The following is a 19,551-nucleotide window of genomic DNA, read 5'->3' on the forward strand; positions in this document are numbered from 1 at the left end:
AGTGTTGGAATGGGTACTACTAGCATAGTTGATATTCACACTTAACCCAAGGGTAGCCACAAAAAATTAATATTAATCAACCAGTTTTGCAATTAACTATTGTGATCGAGTGATTTTGTTATGGCACCAACTTCTAATAGTGGTGATGCATCAAGCTGATCAGCATCCATCATTGCTGCAATACGTTGCATTGATGAAAGCAATAAGCTTTGCTCCCACTCTTCGAGGGCTGAAAATTTTTCTATGAAGTGCTCTTGCAATGGCTGAGGAGCTTGCTCTAAAAGTGCTTTGCCTTTTTCTGTTAAATACAAGCTGACGCGGCGCTTATCCATTTGACTGCGCACACGGGTGATAAGCTCTCTGTTTTCAATTCGGTCAAGAATATTGGTCACAGTTGCAGGGCTTAAGTTGACGTTTTGCGCAATACGACTTGCTGTGATGCCGTCTGTTTGTGCTACTTCATTCATGATAAGTAATTGCGGGCCTGTTAACCCAGACGTTTTGTTGAGCTGCTTAGAATGCAGATCGATTGCTCTGATTACTTTACGTAATGACACAAGTAGTTCGTCATACTTTTGCATGTTTTTGTCTCTTTAAAGGCGGCCTAGAACGACCGAAGCCGCAAAATATTACACATCAAATAAATTGAGTTCAAATAATTTGTGGCTATGTTTGCTATAAATAGCCTAATTTTCAGAGGAGATTTTTATTTGAGTAGTAATTAAATCTCGTTTGGTGTATCACATAATAATGTAGATGTTCTTTATAATTAAATAGCGCTTTTCGCCTGCACACGCACAAAGTAGTAAACAATTTCATCAAATAACTAAATATTATTTACTAACTACTATGGCTTTGGGTATTGTGGGGTTATTTAACTATTTCTTTTCTTTCATTTAATGGGACGAATTATGAAGCTATCGCCATCAGTTACGATTGAGCAAAGTGAGACTGGCCTTGAGTTTATTAAAGTAGCCAGTGAGTTTTGTGATGCCACTATCTTTTTGCAAGGTGCGCAAATTACAGAGTTTACACCGACAGGTAAAAAGCCATTACTGTGGGTTTCTCAGCAGGAAGATTATCAAGAAGGTAAGGGCGTTCGTGGTGGTATTCCAATTTGTTGGCCGTGGTTTGGTGTGAGCCAACATGAAGGCTGGCCTGCTCATGGTGTTGCTCGTACGGGACTTTGGCGTGCTGAACAGGTGAAAGAAGAGGAAAACTCGATCTACATCAGCTTGTCATTGCCAATGAATCAAATTGATGAAAAGTATTGGCCACACAAAACTAAATTATTGGTGGAATTTATTTTATCAACGAGTTTAGAAGTGCGTTTAACAACAACTAACCTTGATAATGAAACACTTAATTTTACGCAGGCATTACATACTTATTTTCCAACGCCTGCGATTGAAGAAACTAAAGTTGATGGTTTACAGGGCTCTAAATATATAGAATTCGGTGAAGGTCCATTTGAGCAACATGATTTGGTTTCATTTGCTCGTGAAACCGACATGGTTTATACCCAGGCACAAGATACACAACGTATCATTACGCCAGATGGGATCATTGAAGTAAGCCGAGAAAATTCGCGGTCATGTGTGTTATGGAACCCGTGGATTGATAAATCAAAAAGGCTATCTAATTTTGCTGATGATGAATATCACGTGATGTTATGTTTAGAAGCCGCCAATGTACTTGAAGATAGCGTTGAGTTAGCGCCGGGTGACAAGCATACACTTGCTACCTCTCTTCGCTGGGTATAAAAAGTACCGAGTATGAGTAAGGCCAGTTAAGACTGGCCTTAACAAGGAACGATCGTGTTTAGTAATCAACAAATAGAAACCCTTCCACAGCATCAGCGCATACAATTTCAATCACTTGCAGATAATGCGATATGGCATGTACAACTAAATTGGTTGTTGTTTTATGTGCCTCTAATGGCCGTAATTATTACTGTAAGGCATTTTAATCCTGCCGTTAGCGAAGCCATTGCTACACCTTGGCTTCTGGTTTTACCATTGTTGGTAATACTGTCGATGGTTTACAACCTTTACAGCGTCCGCGCTAAAGGGGTGGCAGTAAGAGAGCATGATATTGCCTTTAAGCGGGGGCTAATTTGGCAACAAATCACTTTATTGCCTATTTCTCGCGTGCAACACACCGAAATTCATCGCGGCCCAATTGAGCGAAAGTTAGGACTTGCAACACTCAGGCTTTACAGTGCAGGTGGCATGAGTGCAGATTTACATATCAGCGGGTTAACTGACGAGCAATGCAATGATGTCCGCCAGTTCGTGCAAAGTTATGGTGATAATGCATCAACTCAAGAAAATGAGCTTGCCGATGAGTGATCAACAATGGCAACGCGTGTCGCCATGGGCGCTACTGTATTTTATTGTTCACTTTGCACTGCGCTTCATAAAAGATGGGCTGCTTAATTTACTGCCAATTTTGGTGTTATTTGTTACGCAAGTTGAGCAAAAGCTGTTTTGGGGGCAAATAGCTGTTGCCGTAGCCTCTTTAGTTTTAGTGCTGTATGCCTTTGCTTATTATCGTAATTTTAAATACCGCATAACAGATGGTCACGAAATACTGCTCAATAAAGGGGTATTTAAAAAAGAGCGGCTAACCCTAAAATTTGCTCGCGTACAGAACGTAAACATTGCCGAGCCTTTTTATTTTCAGCCGGTTAATTTGGTTAATTGTATTTTCGATGCTGCCGGTAGTAGTGCTCAAGAAGCTGTGATCCCGGGAGTGAAGCTTAGCTACGCCGAGCAAGTGCGCGAACAAGTTATGGAATTTAAGGCTCAGTTACAACAGCAAGAGCAGCTACCTATTGAGCAGGGCGAAGTAACAGATAAACCGAAAACCTTAACGATCAGCAATGCTGAAATTGCTAAGTTTGGTTTGATGTCGAACATGGCAATATTGGCATTGGCTGCACTTGCTCCATTTATGAATGTGATTTTTGAGTACCTCGAAAAAACCATCATAAACCGCCTAGAGGCCATACTGAATGAGCAAGCTGCGTTCATTGGCAGTGCTGCTGCAATCGCTGTGTTAATTATGGTTGTAGCTATTGTTTTATGTGCCATTTTACTTTCTGTTGTTATGGCCTTAGTGCGCTTTTTTAACTTTCAGCTGTACTTTCAAGACGGTAAGTTTAAGCGTGTGGCAGGTTTTTTTGAGCGCCAGCAATTATCGATCAGCGTGTCGAAAATTCAAAGTGTGCAAATTAAACAAAATATTATTGCCAGGTTCCTTAATCGCTATACCTTAATTTGCCCACAAGTGAGTAGTGGTGGTGTGGCAGCTGGGGTTGCGGCACATAAAAATAAACAAACGTTAGTGATGCCAGTAATCACCAAAGAGCAAGTAAAAGCCGTATGTGGCTGGTTATTTCCATGGTTTGTTGATTTCACAGAGCTTAACTTTATTAAGCCTGAGCGAGCTTTACTTTATAAAAATACGTTTTTATATGTAATTCTACCCACTGTATTTTCTGCTTTAATTTTCAATGCCTTATTTGATGCTGCTACGATGTTGTGGAGCATTGTCGTGGGCTTAGTTTTGATGATCGGTGTGTTTTTGAATTATCAAAAAACGGGTCTGGCTATGTATCAACATGACGGCCGTTTTTTTGCCGTATTTAAAACCGGCATACTGGGTGTGCAGTATCGTGTTTTTGAAATCTATAAAGCGCAAAGCGTCACCACAATAAGCACTTATTTAATGCGCCGATCACAGCTTAAGAGCTTGTATATACAACTGGCTTCTGGCTCTGTATCAATGCCTTACTTAAAAGCAGAGCTGGCTGAGCAGTTTGCTGATTTCGCCCTATATGAAATAGAAGGTGTTGAGCGAAATTGGTTTTAAATGAAAATAATTCTCAATATCATTGACCTGTTTGGGTTTTTGAGTATACTTTCTCAAAAGCTACAGAAGGAGGTGCGCGATGATATATTTTCTGCCTATTTTAGCCATTACAGGTATTGTCGGCTTACTTTGCTATGCTCGCAACAAGAAGGAGTGTAAAGGTCTTTGCGTAAGCTGTGCAGTGACTTGTATTGCTTTGCTTGTAACAGGCGCGATGGCTCTTGCGGGTCTGGGTGCACTTAGAAGCAGTATTATGTTTGCAGCGACAATATTTATTGTTTACCAATTACTAGGCTTGGTTCGCCCGATTAAAATTGAATAGTTTCTTACATTTTTTAACTACCCACTTGCCAAAAAGCAACGCATACTAATCCTGAAATAACAAAGTCAGGGATTAAGATGATAAAAGCATTGTTGATTGGTACTTTACTTGTTGCTGGGCAAGCGTTTAGTCAAGAAGTATGGCAAACAATTCATACTGAGCATTTCAATGTCCATTTTAGTACAGAAAATCAGCAATGGGCTCAATCAGCGGCAACCGAGCTGGAAATTGTTCGCAATAAGGTATTAAAACAACAAAACCGCGCGTTGGATGAAGTGATTGATGTTGTTGTTTTTGATCCATTTAACGCATCTAATGGCTTTGCTTTACCGGTTACAATCAAGCCCTTAATGGCGTTATTTACGACCCCTCCACAATCAGATTCGATGATTGCCAATACAGATAGTTGGCAGCAATTACTCATTTTACATGAGTACATTCATTTGGTTCATTTGGCTCAGCCTACGCGCAGCTTACCTCGACAAGCAATTAGAAATATTTGGGATCTCTACGATTTATCACAAAGCGATATGCCTCGCTGGGTCGGTGAGGGTTATGCGACGCTATTAGAATCAAAAATGACGGGGCGTGGCCGTTTATACGATAATCTTTCAGAAGCGATACTGGTTGAATTTGCACAGCAAGGCGCACTGCCAAGCTATGGCCAATTAAATCGTACTGAAGACCGTTATATGGCCGGATCAATGGCGTATTTAATGGGCGCTCGCTTTCTCGCTTGGTTAGAAGATAACTATTCTCCAAAGACCCTTGATGCTGTGTGGACACGCATGCAAGCGGTTAAATCGCGCGATTTTAATGACGCTTTTAGCGGTGTATTTGGCGACTCACCTGAGCGGCTTTATCGTCGCTTTATTGCTGAATATACTTATAAAGCAATGGCTAAAGAGGTGAGTGAGCAAACACTTACAAGTGAGCTTTGGTTAGAGCTTGATTTATATGCATCAAACCCAGCTTTAAGTTTAGATAATAGTAAACTCGCTATTGTAGAGCGAAACAAAGATGATGAAACGCGGCTAGTTATTTATAGCACAGCCGATAATCAACAAGCAGCAGATGATTTTGCAAAGCAGCAACAACAGCTACTCGATGACGATCCTGCAGATATTGCCGATAGAGCACCGAGTGTGTTTAAACGTAAACAAAAGCACGTGCTTCATCAAATCAATAAGCAGGGTATAAAGAATCCGCAGTGGTTAGACGAAAATACACTGTTTTTTACCGCCACAACAACCGTTGGTAAAGGCTCAATTCAAGGTATCTCGGACTTATATCGCTATGATATCGAAACTGGTGAGATAAGTGCATTGACCCATCATGCGGGACTGCGTCGTTTTACAATTAGCGATAACGGACAAACTGTTTACGCTGAGCAAACTAGGCATGGCTTCTCGGAGTTGGTGCGTTTTGATCTCAATACGGGTGTCTCTACGCCTTTATTTGAGAAGAGCCTAGAAACGGTTTATGACTATCCATTACTAAGTCCTAATAAAACTAAGCTTGCATATTTAAAAGTGGCACTGAATGCAAATTGGCAGTTGTATATACAAGATATGAACTCCCAGCAATCAATAGCTGTGCCTATGCCTGAGGGCTATCAGTATGTGTCACAACCTAATTGGCAAGCAGATGGCAAAGGGCTTTACTTTGTCGCTGGTAAGAATGCCGCTCTCGATTTGTATCATTATGATCTTAGCCGCAACTCACTACGCCAATTAACACAAGGGCAAGAAGCCGTTGCATACCCAATGGCAATGAATAATGGTGAACTTTTGTATTTATCGATCACTGCTGAAGGGCCAGATATAAAGCATTTTGCAGAGCAACCACAAGGATTAGAGGTTGCTGAGTTGGCAAGTAATACAGCGCCACCGCGAGGGCAAGTAACGAGCGAAGTGTTACCTGAAGCAAAGATTTACAAGCAAAGCCCAACAGAGCCAACCAATTATGATGTATGGCAGCAAAAACCAACCTTTTCGCTGTCATCTCAGTATTATTCGGCTTCATCTTCGCTTCTTACCCTTGGGATAAAAAGTAACGACTTTTTAAAGCAGCTCGATTTACAAGCAGGCTATAGTGTTGATTTACATGATAAAGCACTAGAGGGAGTGTTCGCGGCAGCTAAATATTCAGCGTTTGATTTAAAACTTAAAGCGCTGCTATTTGATTACGACCTTGAATCAGCAAAACAGTACCATTCAAACACGCCGCTAAATGTCAGTAACACAGGGGCACATTTTGCCATGAGTTACCCGATGCAGTTTCAGCAGTTAAATATCACACCGACCTTAAGTTACAACTATAGTGATTATGCTAAAGGTGACGATCAATGGCTAAAGCTAGGACTTAAGCAGCAATGGCAACATGACAGACAGCGTTATGGTTTTAGTCAGTCGTTGAGAGCTGAATGGTTATCCGGTGATGCTGACTCAAATAATTGGCAGGGCTATAACTTTGCCACCGTATTGAGTGGTTATGCTTTTGATATTCCCGTTTATGTTAATTTTGCTCAGCAATATCGTGATGACAGTACCCTTGCGCTTGGCGGTTATGAGTCAAACCTAATTAATAAAGACACGCAAAGTGGCTTTGTTAGTGCACCTGAATTGCCACTTTTTAGCCAGCTTGGTAACCGTTATAAAGGTTATGGCGGGGGAATTAGTTATAAAGATTCATTACCTTGGCTTTACTACCAACAGCATCAAGTTGATAACCGAGTCTATGCGCAAAGCTACGGCCTCAAGTGGCGAGGAGACTTTAGCTTTGGTCTGGGACCTGCGGGTTTGAATGATGTAAATATTGATTTTGGCGTCGCCCGAGTAGAAAGCGACGACTTTGAAAATGATTTACGCGCTTGGCTTAGCTTTTACTACTCGTTGTAATACTAACAAGATGCGCAGTTAAATACTGCTTGTCCATACGCTAAATATCTCAAGTCGTATTTTATTCTAAATAGACTGTAAACGAAGATGCAATATGCTGCTTTAACTTTACAGTCTGTATGTAAATCTTGCCACTTACAGCTTGGCTGTTTTTTCTACCTCGTTGCTTTCTCTGTGGGCCTCATTAAAATGCCGCGCTCCTTTAAATCACTTAAAAAACAGTTGTTTACATGTTTGATGGCAGTGGTTGATAAATTACTAACTTATTAACTAAATTGTAACGAGACGGGGGTTGTTTTGGCGCACTTTTTGCCGATTATTTCATGCTTTATTCTAGCGTTTAGCTTTTATCCGCTATTAAATAAGATTCGTAAAAATCGTAGTGTGTCGGGCGTATCACTGTTGATGATGAGTTTTGGTGTCGCGCAGAGCATTTACTTCATTACTTACAACTTATATTTTCAACGTTTTTACATGGTACTGCCGTTTATTGTAACGGGCATGCTCAGCGGTTTAATTCTCTATTACTTTGTTCGATATAACGCAGCTCGCCAGCAGCGAATGCAGTTAGCAGGATTGTTGGTACTGTGTGTTGTACCGTTTACTTTGCTGCTCAGTCCGACGCTTGATATGGCCACTGTGCTTAACTGGTTAACTTATGTTGGCTTGGTGATGAGTTCGATTCGTGTTATGCCGCAAACTTATAAAACCATTAAAAGTGGTGATATTAGTAATTTAAGTGCTCGTTACTTTAGTCTGCAATTTGTTGCTGGTAGTTGTGGCCTTGGCGCTGAGCTGTCGATGGCTGCACCGAGTGTATCGCATATTTTAACGTTTGTGATGATCTTACTAACAAACGCGGCGCAACTTGGTTGTATCCAATATTACAAGTCACGCCCTGCAATGGCATAGGCGAAACAATGAGTAAAAAGGCTGCCAATTGGCAGCCTTTTTACTGTTGGTTAAGCGTCTAATGCTTTGCTAATTAAGCGATTAATATATTGTTTATGCGCTTTAGCAGCAGTATCTGCTCCCCAAGGAGTGCTGATATCAGCAATTTGGTTAAGTTGATAAAGAGCTGCAGCTTTAGCGAGATTATCGTGCTTGCTGGCTTTAGTTAAACCGGCAATGGCAATCAGTTGATTCACATACTCAACTTGTAAGTTATGGCTTAATGTATTTGCTTTTTTGCCGTCGACAAAAATGCTTGCTGTTAAGTCATTCATAAATTGGTTAAGTGAATACTCATTACCATACATAGCACTGTCTGAAATACGCAGCATCACAGCAGGGTGTAATAGCTGAGCAAGTACCAGCTTTTGCATGCCTAAAATCATACCATGTGGTTTAGGGTCTTCGTTTTTACCATAATGGTTGAAACCACGACGTTGCTGTAGCAGGTAGTTATACAGAGGCTGCATGTTAGCAAGTACATGTGGAGAGAACACTTTGTCGGCTAAAATCTGCATTGCTTGTTGTTGGCGTTCAAGTGACACAGGAGTCAATGGTGCGCCATTTTTATCATCACCTACGACATTGCGTTCTACATAAACACCACCTATTTGACGTGATACCACGCCAGCTTGTGTTCTGTAGCTAGCAAATAGAATGTTCGCTGAGGTAACAAGTTGTTGGTATGACTCACCTTCAACGGTGGCTTTGTCTTTAAGTTCAGTAAATAACTTATTGATAAGAGCCATGCGATCGTCAGCATAAGCGGCAGGGTTAGATGACATATCGCCAATCATCACGCGAGGGTCGATATGGCGACCCGGTGCACGCATATCGTCAGCATCATTACCAAATGCGAGTGCATGCTCTGATGAGCGAGCGAGAATTTTTTCAAGGCGTTGTTGCTCAGCATCTTCATCGGCTAGTGCTTGGCTATAGCCATATTCAATCGCCCAATCATCATAAGGGCCAGGCTTAGTTTGGAATATATCGCCTTGTTGCATGCCAATAGGCGCAATGTTGGCCGGTGCATAATCCATCACCGAGCCTGTCACGATACCTTGTGTTTTACTCTTGTCGTGAACTTCTTTTTCATCCCATAAAATCGATGACTTCATGTTGTGGTTTAACCCCAATGTGTGACCTACTTCATGGAGAATAAGCTGGGTTAAGCCTTGGCGTAAAATTTCTTTATCTTCAATACTGGCTCCAGCACCTAACCCTCTTGCAAGTAGCATGTTTTCTTGAATAGTGTGACCTAATGAACAGTGTAAGTTAGGATTATTTTCGTCAGAGGTTAATGAGGCTGCGCCTTGCGTATATAAGGTTTCGTACATCCAGCGATTTTTCATAAAAACATACTCTAACATGATGTCAGAGCCTAAGATCTCACCCGTTAATGGGTTAGCAAGGGCAGGTCCATAGCCACCAAAAGGTGGGCGTGGAGAGGCTGTCCAGCGTAATACGTTGTAGTTTATATCGCCAGCATCCCAATCTGCATCGTCAGGTTGAACTTTTACTTGAATAGCGTTTTTAATGCCCGCTTTTTCAAATGAAGAGTTCCATGCAAGCACTGCGTCGCGAATCGTATCACGCCACTCAATAGGGGTGGTGTTTTCAATCCACCAAGTAATTGGTTTGACTGGCTCAGAAAGTGCAGCTGTAGGGTCTTTCTTTTGTAAATCCCAACGTTTGATTACGTCCTCGTAAGGTGCCCAGTCAGCAGAAGTCATATTATCAAATTGGTTTGTGAAGTAACCGATACGTGCATCATCGTGGCGCGGCTGATAATTATTTTTTGGTAAAGCGACAAAGGAATGCTGTACTTTAATCGATACATTACGAGGGTCACTTATTGCTTCAGAGCCACGTACACTAGGATTGGCATTGGTAAACACATAATCGACAGTGATATCTAAATTGTTTGGGTAAGGACGATGCTGAACAATGCGCGATTTTTTATCGTCTAATTTTCCTAATTTGAAACGCTTTTTAGCATTTTTATCGTCTGGATTTGGCCAAGGAGATATCTTGTGTAATGCTTCACTTATAAGCAGTTTATCAACATTAAATGCTATTTTATCGTTTTCCTCTTTCTCAATTTTGATGCTAGCTAGCACTGCTTCACTGATATTTGCATCAGCAGAGCGAGCAAGAGCAGAGTGTTGATCAAATTTATAACGAGGGGTTTTGCTTATAATATCAATACGGTCAAAATATTTTCTAAATTCAATGAGTTTTGTTTCACGGTACGCACCTCTGAAGTGACCAGCATCGGTCACACCATCTACGGTATGTGCAAAATAGACAAAGGGTGTATCAAGTTGTGATTGGTCTATGACCATTAGGTTTTCACCGGTTTTTTCGTCTTGATAAAGAGTAAAAATACCTGAGTATTCGGTTTTATCTTTAATCATTTCAGCCAGTGTTTCAGGCTTTTTTTCTTCTTTCTTGGCTGCAAGTGCATGCCCATTTATGGCAAAAGCAATGCTTAACGCCAAAGCAATATTGGTTATTTTCATTTTTAGTCGTTCCATTTGTTTTTTCAGGCACGAGTTTAATGAAATTGCTAATTGATAGAAGTTTGTTTGTTAACAAGTGTAAAGCGCTATCTCTAATACCATGAAAAGTTGAGATTTTTATTTAGTAACAAATTATTTTTAGCTGCTGATGGTGTATTTGGCTCTTTTTGTAACAGTTACTTACAAATGTCACATTAATGTTTCTGTCAGCTTTGGTATGATAAGGGCAGTAAAAATTTAAAAGGTGTAAGTTATGCGCACGAATGTATTGAAATGGATGTTACCATTTGCTGCTTTAGCCCTTGGTATTGCTGGCTTTGTAGGTATTAATGCTATTGCCCAAGAGCCACAAGATAAAGAGGTGGTTGACTCCAGACCTCTTGTTAGAGTGGAAACTATCTCAAGTGATGACCATCAAGTTATTATTAACAGTTATGGTGAGGTTAGGCCGCTCGAAAGTACTTTGCTTGCATCTCAAGTTGCGGGTGAAGTCACAAGCTGGCATCCAAATTTTGTTGCGGGTGGCATTGTTGCTCGCGGAGAAGTGTTATTCACGATTGAAAAAGACAATTACGAGGCGGCCGTATTACAAGCTGAAGCTTCATTGGCGAGTGCTCAAGCTGCATTAATTGAAGAGCAAGCGCAAGCGAAGGTAGCGCTTGATGAAGCCAAGCGTTATCCAGAACGTGAGCGTACTGACTTATTCCTACGAAAACCACAAGTTTTAAGTGCGCAAGCTGCGGTTAAATCGGCTCAAGCTGCACTGAAACGTGCAGAGCGAGACTTAGCTCGATGCGAAGTAAAAGCACCTTATGATGCGTTAGTGATAAGCCGTGAAATTGGTGTGGGTCAATATATTAATGTGGGCAATCAGGTTGCCGAGCTAAACAATATTGAAAGTGCTGAAATTATTGTGCCTATCGCAGGATTCGACAGCGTGTTCTTACCTAAACGTATTAAAGGCATTAAGGCCACTATTATCAATAAAGGCTTAAATAGCTTTACCCGTGAAGCGGTGGTGGACCGTGACTTGGGTGTCGTTGATAACGCAACACGTATGAGTAACTTGGTTGTTCGTGTCGATGACCCATATGGTTTAAAACATGATGTACAACCCATTAAATTTGGCGCTTATGTGCAGGTTAATTTTGCCGGCGCCACATTGCAAAATATCTATCGCCTACCGCAATCATTGGTAAACAATCAAACCGTTTGGGTGGTTAACGATGAACAAAAGTTAGAGCCGCGTAAAGTGACTGTAGTTCGCGAAGAAGGTGAATATTTTTATATTAGCGATGGTTTAAATATTGATGATCAGCTTGTACTGACACTGCCTGAGTACCCGCAAGCGGGAATGGAAGTAAAAGTAGCCGGTATGCAAGAAATGACAAGCGATGCAGGTGAAACTGCTGCTGTCGAAAAGCTGTAAGGTGGCTGTATGAGTGATACAACAACACAGAAGCAGTCTGGTTTAATCGCCTATTTTGCTAATAACTCGGTCGCTGCAAACTTAATGATGTTTTTTATCCTTGCTATGGGGATATTAAGCTACTTTACCATTCAGCGTCAGATGTTTCCGAATATTGAGATCAATTATATTGAGGTACAAGCTAATTACCCTGGGGCCTCACCACAAGAAATTGAAGAAAGTATTCTGATTAAAATTGAAGAGTCGCTCAAAGATGTGACCGAAATTAAACGTGGTGTTTACCGTGCATTTCGTAACAATGGGCGTGCTAGCTTAGAAATTAATACCGATGCAGAATTAACCGACGTTCTTGATAAAGTAAAACTACGCGTTGACGGAATTGCGACCTTTCCTGCGGGGATGGAGCCGGTGACTATTAGTCAGGTTGAGTTTCGCCAAGATGTTATTGGGATGACATTAGTCGGTGATGTGCCACTCACAGAATTAAAGCCAATAGCTAATCAAATTGAAGATGAGTTATTGCAGTTATCAAATGTGTCTTTGGTGCAAAATGATGTGCCGCTTGATGAAATTGCAATTGAAATTGATCCAGATTCTCTGCGCCAATATAACTTAACATTAAGCGATGTTGCTAATGCCGTACGCCGCTACTCAGCGAATATTTCAGCAGGTCAATTACGCACTGATGCAGGGATTATTTCTGTACGTGTTGAAAACCAATATTACAGTGGTGATGAGTTCCGTCAAATCCCTGTAAAGGTGGGAGCTAACGGTGCAAAAGTCTTGTTACAAGACATTGCTGTTATAAAAGATCAGTTCACAGAGGGTGAGCGTTACTTTAAATTCAATGGCGAAAATGCAGTGTATTTATCGGTTAAAGCAACGAAAGAGCAAAATATGATCCCCGTTGCGGACTCCGTGAAAGCATACATAGATAAAAAGAACAAAGAGCTGCCTGTGGGGTTACGTCTAGAGCCACTAATGGACATGACATATTACTTGAATGCGCGTTTAGACATGATGAAAAGTAACCTTTTTCAAGGCGCTATCTTAGTGGCTATCATGTTGTCTATCTTCTTGCGCTTTAAACTAGCACTTTGGGTAATGATTGGTTTACCAATTTGTTTCTTAGGTGCAATGATGATGATGCCTGTTTTTGGTATCACTATTAACATTGTATCTCTATTTGCGTTCATTATGGTGCTGGGGATTGTCGTTGACGATGCAATTGTCATAGGGGAAAGTGCCTACACTGAGATAGAGAAAAAAGGAGGCGGCGTCGTTAACGTTGTGAACGGTGCCAAACGTGTAGCAACTCCGGCAACGTTTGGGGTATTAACGACGATTGCTGTATTTGCGCCATTTACTTTATCAAGTGGCCCAGAGAGTGCTTTTTTCTACGGTATCGCGGTCGTTGTTATTTTATGTCTGGTATTTAGTTTAATAGAATCAAAGCTTATTCTACCTGCGCACATTGCACATACTCACTTTCCACCTATCAATCCTGAGAGTTGGCGAGCACGTTTTAACAAGCGCTTCTTTAATTTTGTGAATGGCCCGTATAAACGCTTTATTGAGCGTTGTGTTGAATGGCGTTGGTTAGTGTTATTCTCATTTATTGGCCTTTTGATTTTGACATTCGCTTTAATTTCGTCAAATCAAGTACGTGTTGTACCAACACCAAAAGTACCGCATGACTTTCCGCAAATTAATCTGGAAATGAATGAAAATGCGTCTGATATACAGACCATTGAAGCAATTCGTGAAATTGAAGCCATGGTTAAAAAGGTTGATCAAGAGACAGAACGCGAGTTTGGTCACACATTATTACGTGATATTTTGGTCTTTAATCAGGGGCGTACAGAAGCACAAATTTTAGCACCATTGGTAGATGAGGACTTGCGTCCATATAATGCTTTTGAGCTCTCGCGACGTTGGCGTGAGCAGATGCCAAACATTGCTGGTGTTAAATCATTGCAAATCTACGACGATGTAAATGGCGGCGGCAATGATGGCGAGTTTGGATACCTGCTTTATGGGCCCGATGTTGATACTTTAAATGATGCGGGTCGTCGCTTTATTCAGTTGCTGCAACAGCAAAAAGGCTTATTTGATATTAGCTCGACAATTGACCCTGCTAGTAAAGAAGTCCAACTTAGCTTAAAACCTGTTGCTTATGATTTAGGCTTAGACCTTGCCACAATTGCCAATCAAGTTGGTGCAAGTTTTTACGGCGGAGAAGCGCAGCGTGTAATTCGTCGTGGTGAAGAAGTACGTGTAATGGTGCGTTATCCTAAATTAACGCGTGAAGCATTTGCTTCTTTAAAACATGCGGTAGTGACGACACCTGCTGGTAAAGAAGTACTGCTTGGTGATGTAGTTGAACTAACTGAAAAGCCAGGGATTAGTTATATTCGCCGTGAAGGTGGTTATCGCACTGTGTATATTTACGGCAGCATTGACGAAGAAACCATAGAACCAGGTGAAGTGGTCAAGCAGGTCGACGATGTACTACTGCCACAGCTCAAAGAAGAATTTCCATCAGTGAAAACTGAATTAGGCGGTGCCATTGAAGAGCAGCAAGCACAGGCGAATGAGCAATTAATGTTTTTCGCTGCGGGGATGTTCTTAGTGTATATCTTACTTGCGGTGCCACTAAAAAGTTATTCACAACCATTGATCGTTATGTCGGTGATTCCGTTTAGCTTGACCGGTGCTATTTGGGGGCATTATTGGTTTGATTTAGATATTAGCTTAATGTCAGGCTTTGGCTTAATTGCTGCTGCTGGGGTGGTGATCAATGACTCTTTAGTTATGACTGACTTTGTGAACCAAGCTCGACGAGAGGGAATGTCAACTCGTCAAGCTGTTATTGAGGCAGGTTGTGCACGCTTTAGAGCAATAACCTTAACGTCAATTACAACCTTTGCTGGCGTACTTCCTATTATGTTTGAAACAAGCTTGCAGGCAAGGTTTGTTATTCCTATGGCAGTGGCCCTTGGTTTTGCAGTGATGTTTGCAACTCTCATTACATTGGTACTTGTTCCTTGTCTGTATATCGTGATGAGTGATGTAGGCCATGTGTTCTTACGCTTTTTCCGTTCAGTGAAAGAGCTCATACCAAATCGACGTGCGGTAAGAGATTAATAACTAAGCCAACCTTCGGGTTGGCTTTTTTATAGCTTATTTGTGACTAGTAATTGCTTGTTATGCATATCTTTCGGTTACATTCTTTTGTTTGATTTGTTTTCAACTGAGGATTATACTCATTTCAGTTTTTGGCAAACTAACCGAAAGGTTAGGACGCAAAGTTTCCGGTCTAAGGTTTTGATTACAAAACTATGATAGCGGGGCCGCTGAAAAGCGCACATTCTTCGTGCTTTGGATCTATTGCCTCAAACTAAAATTGTATTTATTTTGTACGGCTGTTATTGGATAGTACCTACTAGCTGTTCTTAGGGTGTTACTTTGTTTATGCATATGTCACTGGCTTCTGGAAAGTGGTTGCCGATAGGTTGCTTAAATCATCATACTCAGCTTTTTGTTGGGGATAAGGTGGTCGTGACTTTTTATGATGCACAAGGTGAGTTAGCTGATTTGTCATTTCAGTACCCTATCACTAGCTCTGATGAGGGTGAGCCTCATAATTGGCCTCGTTCAATTGCTGAGCATATAAATGTGCATATGCCCATGATTCGAGCAGGAAAAATAACAGAGCAGGGTCTCATCGTTGCATATCGGCTCAATCAGATTTATGCCTTAGAAAGCACGGGTATAACCCATGTAAAAGTGGCATTTAACTGTATTGCGAAGTGCGAAAAGAAAATAAAGGATAAAAATCAAGAGTATGATTATGTTTATCCGCAAGCATGCAATGCTTACAGCTCAGGTGTAAAAGTACTACAACCAAAGACTGGCCATATTTATATGTGTAAACCTTGGCCGTATACAGAGTTTTGTCGTGTGAAAGAATCACACAACCCACTCTATGAACCTGGTGTGGGTAAAAGTTGGCCCATGGCATGGCAGCAAGTATCACATTGATAGTTTCCCCCTAAATGCTATTTAGCATTGTTTGGCCCACTCAATTTGAGTGGGCTTTTTTATTTCTGTGTTAGACTCGGGTCATTCGTTTTTAATCGTGGTTTTTCCTGTGTCGCAAAACTCTTATTCTCTGTCTTTATTAACGCCTACTCCTGTAGCTAAAAAACAACCCCATCAACTGACAGCTCATCAATTAACTCGTACTGATAATTACTACTGGATGCGTGATGATGAGCGCAAGAATGTAGACGTGTTGGCACATTTACATGCAGAAAATGAATATTGTGAAAAACAGCTTGCCAGTATTAAACCGCTACGAGAAGCGTTATTTAACGAACTAAAAGAGCGGATAGTTAAGGATGATAATACCTTTCCTGTGAAGGATGGCCTGTTCTGGTATCACTCAGAAGTTCGTGGTGATGATGAATATGCGCGCCATTACCGAAGTAGTTCAATCGAAGCCCATGACAAGCAGTTATTGTTAGATGTAAACCAATTAGCCAGTGATTACGAATTTTATGAATTAGGTGAAGTCGCAATTAGTCCTGATGAGCAATTACTTGCTTATTCTGAAGATACCGAAGGCCGCCGTATTTACACCGCGCGTTTTAAAAATATTGCCAGTGGCGAAGTCTTCAGCGATGTACTTGAAAACACGGAAGGGCAAATTGTTTGGGCTAATGACAGTAAAACAGTCTTTTATGTCAAAAAAGATCTACAAACTTTATTGGGTTTTCAGGTGTATCGCCATGTGTTAGGCACCCCGCAAGACGATGATGTTTTAGTGTATGAAGAACAGGATAAAAGCTTTTTTCTGGGGCTTGGTAAGAGTCGAGATGAAAGCTTAATTATTATTGATTTGGCTACGACTGAAACGAACGATACTTGGGTACTTGATGCTAACAATCCCGAGGGAGAATTCAGCGCGTTAATGCCGCGTGAAGAAGGCCATGAGTTTGACGTTGATAAGCTTGGCGATACTTTTTATATAGTCACAAATTGGCAAGCCAAAAACTTCCGTTTAATGACTGCCACAACCGACACAATTGCTACAAAAGAACAGTGGCAAGAGCATACTGCGCACCGTAATAATGTGTTATTGGAAGGGGTCGAAATATTCAATGATTATCTTATTTTAACTGAGCGAGAGCTTGGTCAAACCCGCTTTGTGGTTGTTGATAAGCAGGAAGAGCGACTCACATTAGAGTTTGATGACCCTTGTTATTATGCCGCAATAGCGATGAATCCTGAGCCTAACACTTGCTTTGCACGTATTTATTACTCAAGTCTAACAACACCTGGTTCATTGTATGATGTTGATTTAAAAACGGGTAACAAAACGTTATTAAAACAACAGCAAGTACTTGGTGAATTTGACCCAGATCACTATCGTTCAGAACGATTAATGATCACCGTAAGAGATGGTGAGCAAGTACCAGTGTCATTGGTGTATCGTATTGATAAGTTTAATCAAGATGGCTCTAACCCTTTGTTGCAATATGGATATGGAGCTTATGGTATTACCATTGATCCGAGTTTTTCTAGTAGTTCATTGAGCCTGCTTGACCGTGGCTTTGTTTATGCCATTGCCCATATTCGTGGTGGTGAAATGCTAGGTCGTCATTGGTATGAACAAGGTAAAAAACAGCATAAACAAAATAGCTTTAACGATTTTATTGATGTTACTCGCTCACTCACTGAGCAAGGCTATGCACATCCACAGAAGGTGTTTGCCTCAGGGGGAAGTGCTGGCGGTTTATTAATGGGGGCTGTGGTAAATCAAGCACCAGAGCTTTATTTAGGCGTGGGCTGTCACGTACCTTTTTTAGATGTGCTGACAACCATGCTTGATAAGAGTATTCCCCTTACAACAAATGAGTATGATGAGTGGGGTAACCCAAATGATCCCGACTTTTACGAGGTCATTAACGCTTATTCCCCATACGATAATATTACGGCTCAAGCCTACCCAAATATATTAGTAACAACGGGTTTTCATGACTCGCAAGTACAATACTGGGAGCCGATGAAATGGGTTGCGAAACTGCGTGAGATAAAAACAGACGACAATATTGTTGTGTTTAAAACGGATATGGATGCCGGACACGGAGGCGCTTCTGGACGCTTTAAAAGCCTTGAAGAGAAAGCGCTTGAGATGGCCTTTTTTATGGCTCTATTAGATTGAAAATAACCATTTTAAAGCTAATATTACCTTAAACGTAGTAAGAGTGATGTTTGGTTATGTTTAAGCCCCATGGGGAGTGGTTTTATAAAATAAGCCCTCCTTGCGTATTTATTGAGTTTAGAGGCTGTGTTAATAAAGAGGCGTTTGTTGACTTCACGAATAAAATAGCAGACGAAATAACAGGCAACTCAATAAAAAACCTTCATCATTTAATAATAAATGTTAAGCAGTTTGAATTAGCCACCGCAGAGAGCGTTCATATAGCAAAAGCTTATTTTGAAACGGTTAAATCACGTGGCTATAAACAAGTTGATTATGTGGCACCTAATAGTGTGGCTCAAAGTCTGATAGAGTCTGTTTGGAAAGACAGTGGACTCAGGGTGACCTTTCATAAAGATATAAATAGCTTCCTTGAAATTAATCCGCAGTGTGAAAAAATGCGAGCTTGGTTAGAGTCAGCAACATAAACTATAAGCCTGCCTATTTGGGCTTTTATTTAATGAGCTTGCAAACTACCTAGTGGGTTATTGCTCAGATCCCTAAAATACCTTCAAGATTCATTTTAAAACGGCGCGATAAATTTAAAATCGCATTGCTTTTTAAAATGACTTTATAATCACCACAGTCGGTCGGTATCAACTCACTGATTGCTTTTTTACGAACTAAAGTAGAGCGATGAATACGAATAAACCCTTTACTTGCCAGCTTCTCTGTTAAGTTTTTCATCGTTTCGCGATGTAATATTGGACGAGGACTATCTTGGCAATGCAACTCTACATAGTTACCAGCCCCATTTATCCATACGATTTCTTCAATATCTACGAGCCTCACTTTGCCTACATCCCGAACGATTAAGTGAGAGTTTTCTTGTTCTTCTAAGTACCTTTGATGATGTGCGTTGACAAGCGGACACAAGTGAATAAGCTTTTCAAAACATTGGTTTATACGCATAGAATTTGCAGTCGTAAGTATAAAGTCAATAGCGCCTATTTCATAAGCTAAGTTCGCTAATTGCGCTGAGTCAGCAACAATAACGAGCTTTAAATGCTTGGCTAGCTCCGTTAGTTGTAGCAACTCAAGTGAAATAGGTGACGAGTTAAGTTGATAAAACGCAACGTGAGTATTTTCAAAATTAAAGTTACTAATGTTATTAATAACAGTGACGGCGTTAAAGCTATGATGCCGTGTTATTGCGCTTTCAAGCACTTGTGCAAATTGCGGCTCAGTTATATTTATTATGCTGTTAAATAAAATGCTTTGCATTGTAGCTCCGAATGTAGCGTACCTGTTAAAAACAATAAGACCGTGTCTGTTCCTATTTT

14 protein-coding genes and 1 riboswitch are annotated in these 19,551 nt (G+C 40.8%); of the genes, 11 read left to right on the forward strand and 3 right to left on the reverse strand.

Going from position 1 to position 19,551, the window contains the following annotated elements; genetic code table 11:
* Positions 1 to 92: 92 nt before the first annotated feature.
* Positions 93 to 581: a MarR family transcriptional regulator gene (locus tag L3V38_RS18010; protein ID WP_130150922.1), complete on the reverse strand. Its 489-nt coding sequence runs from the start codon at positions 579 to 581 to the stop codon at positions 93 to 95.
* 330 nt (positions 582 to 911) lie between these two features.
* Here L3V38_RS18010 and L3V38_RS18015 point away from each other — a divergent pair, with 330 nt between their 5' ends.
* The 6 genes from L3V38_RS18015 (at position 912) to L3V38_RS18040 (ending at position 8,010) form a co-directional block, all read left to right on the forward strand.
* Positions 912 to 1,763, forward strand: a complete 852-nt coding sequence (locus L3V38_RS18015) for a D-hexose-6-phosphate mutarotase (RefSeq protein WP_130150923.1) — start codon at positions 912 to 914, stop codon at positions 1,761 to 1,763.
* 54 nt (positions 1,764 to 1,817) lie between these two features.
* Positions 1,818 to 2,351 (forward strand): PH domain-containing protein, encoded by a 534-nt coding sequence (locus L3V38_RS18020; protein WP_237120236.1) that lies wholly within the window; start codon positions 1,818 to 1,820, stop codon positions 2,349 to 2,351.
* Positions 2,344 to 3,876: a PH domain-containing protein gene (locus L3V38_RS18025; protein WP_237120237.1), complete on the forward strand. Its 1,533-nt coding sequence runs from the start codon at positions 2,344 to 2,346 to the stop codon at positions 3,874 to 3,876. The genes L3V38_RS18020 and L3V38_RS18025 overlap by 8 nt, the downstream gene beginning before the upstream one ends.
* Before the next feature lie 79 nt (positions 3,877 to 3,955).
* A complete protein-coding gene (locus tag L3V38_RS18030; protein WP_130150926.1) occupies positions 3,956 to 4,198 on the forward strand; it encodes a hypothetical protein in 243 nt (80 codons plus the stop codon).
* 77 nt (positions 4,199 to 4,275) lie between these two features.
* A complete protein-coding gene (locus L3V38_RS18035; RefSeq protein WP_237120238.1) occupies positions 4,276 to 7,098 on the forward strand; it encodes a hypothetical protein in 2,823 nt (940 codons plus the stop codon).
* 297 nt (positions 7,099 to 7,395) lie between these two features.
* Positions 7,396 to 8,010 (forward strand): hypothetical protein, encoded by a 615-nt coding sequence (locus L3V38_RS18040; RefSeq protein ID WP_130150929.1) that lies wholly within the window; start codon positions 7,396 to 7,398, stop codon positions 8,008 to 8,010.
* A 50-nt stretch (positions 8,011 to 8,060) separates the two neighbouring features.
* Here L3V38_RS18040 and L3V38_RS18045 read toward each other — a convergent pair whose 3' ends face one another.
* Complete coding sequence (locus L3V38_RS18045) at positions 8,061 to 10,571, reverse strand: zinc-dependent metalloprotease (RefSeq protein WP_237120239.1); 2,511 nt, start codon at positions 10,569 to 10,571, stop codon at positions 8,061 to 8,063.
* A gap of 253 nt (positions 10,572 to 10,824) precedes the next feature.
* On the opposite strand from L3V38_RS18045, the gene L3V38_RS18050 reads away from it, so the two are divergent.
* The 5 genes from L3V38_RS18050 (at position 10,825) to L3V38_RS18070 (ending at position 18,696) form a co-directional block, all read left to right on the forward strand.
* A complete protein-coding gene (locus L3V38_RS18050) occupies positions 10,825 to 12,000 on the forward strand; it encodes an efflux RND transporter periplasmic adaptor subunit (RefSeq protein WP_130150931.1) in 1,176 nt (391 codons plus the stop codon).
* Positions 12,001 to 12,009: 9 nt separating this feature from the next.
* On the forward strand, positions 12,010 to 15,147 hold the full coding sequence (locus L3V38_RS18055; protein ID WP_237120240.1) for an efflux RND transporter permease subunit: 3,138 nt from the start codon (positions 12,010 to 12,012) through the stop codon (positions 15,145 to 15,147).
* A gap of 123 nt (positions 15,148 to 15,270) precedes the next feature.
* Positions 15,271 to 15,361, forward strand: a riboswitch (cyclic di-GMP riboswitch).
* A 113-nt stretch (positions 15,362 to 15,474) separates the two neighbouring features.
* Complete coding sequence (locus tag L3V38_RS18060) at positions 15,475 to 16,044, forward strand: chitin-binding protein (protein ID WP_237115283.1); 570 nt, start codon at positions 15,475 to 15,477, stop codon at positions 16,042 to 16,044.
* A gap of 109 nt (positions 16,045 to 16,153) precedes the next feature.
* Positions 16,154 to 18,229: a S9 family peptidase gene (locus L3V38_RS18065; protein ID WP_237120241.1), complete on the forward strand. Its 2,076-nt coding sequence runs from the start codon at positions 16,154 to 16,156 to the stop codon at positions 18,227 to 18,229.
* Between the two features lie 56 nt (positions 18,230 to 18,285).
* Positions 18,286 to 18,696 (forward strand): hypothetical protein, encoded by a 411-nt coding sequence (locus tag L3V38_RS18070; protein WP_193988008.1) that lies wholly within the window; start codon positions 18,286 to 18,288, stop codon positions 18,694 to 18,696.
* Between the two features lie 64 nt (positions 18,697 to 18,760).
* Here the strand turns inward: L3V38_RS18070 and L3V38_RS18075 are convergent, their stop codons facing one another.
* On the reverse strand, positions 18,761 to 19,492 hold the full coding sequence (locus L3V38_RS18075; protein ID WP_130150936.1) for a LytTR family transcriptional regulator DNA-binding domain-containing protein: 732 nt from the start codon (positions 19,490 to 19,492) through the stop codon (positions 18,761 to 18,763).
* Between the last annotated feature and the right edge of the window lie 59 nt (positions 19,493 to 19,551).

Origin of the sequence: Pseudoalteromonas sp. L1 (genome assembly GCF_021728095.1) — a bacterium.
Classification (GTDB): Bacteria; Pseudomonadota; Gammaproteobacteria; order Enterobacterales; family Alteromonadaceae; genus Pseudoalteromonas.

Bases quoted from the DNA above. Each gene is read 5' to 3' on its own strand.
- L3V38_RS18010 (WP_130150922.1), bottom strand. From the start codon at position 581: ATGCAAAAGTATGACGAACTACTTGTGTCATTACGTAAAGTAATCAGA.
- L3V38_RS18015 (WP_130150923.1), top strand. From the start codon at position 912: ATGAAGCTATCGCCATCAGTTACGATTGAGCAAAGTGAGACTGGCCTT.
- L3V38_RS18025 (WP_237120237.1), top strand. From the start codon at position 2,344: ATGAGTGATCAACAATGGCAACGCGTGTCGCCATGGGCGCTACTGTAT.
- L3V38_RS18030 (WP_130150926.1), top strand. From the start codon at position 3,956: ATGATATATTTTCTGCCTATTTTAGCCATTACAGGTATTGTCGGCTTA.
- L3V38_RS18035 (WP_237120238.1), top strand. From the start codon at position 4,276: ATGATAAAAGCATTGTTGATTGGTACTTTACTTGTTGCTGGGCAAGCG.
- L3V38_RS18045 (WP_237120239.1), bottom strand. From the start codon at position 10,571: ATGAAAATAACCAATATTGCTTTGGCGTTAAGCATTGCTTTTGCCATA.
- L3V38_RS18050 (WP_130150931.1), top strand. From the start codon at position 10,825: ATGCGCACGAATGTATTGAAATGGATGTTACCATTTGCTGCTTTAGCC.
- L3V38_RS18055 (WP_237120240.1), top strand. From the start codon at position 12,010: ATGAGTGATACAACAACACAGAAGCAGTCTGGTTTAATCGCCTATTTT.
- L3V38_RS18060 (WP_237115283.1), top strand. From the start codon at position 15,475: ATGCATATGTCACTGGCTTCTGGAAAGTGGTTGCCGATAGGTTGCTTA.
- L3V38_RS18070 (WP_193988008.1), top strand. From the start codon at position 18,286: ATGTTTAAGCCCCATGGGGAGTGGTTTTATAAAATAAGCCCTCCTTGC.
- L3V38_RS18075 (WP_130150936.1), bottom strand. From the start codon at position 19,492: ATGCAAAGCATTTTATTTAACAGCATAATAAATATAACTGAGCCGCAA.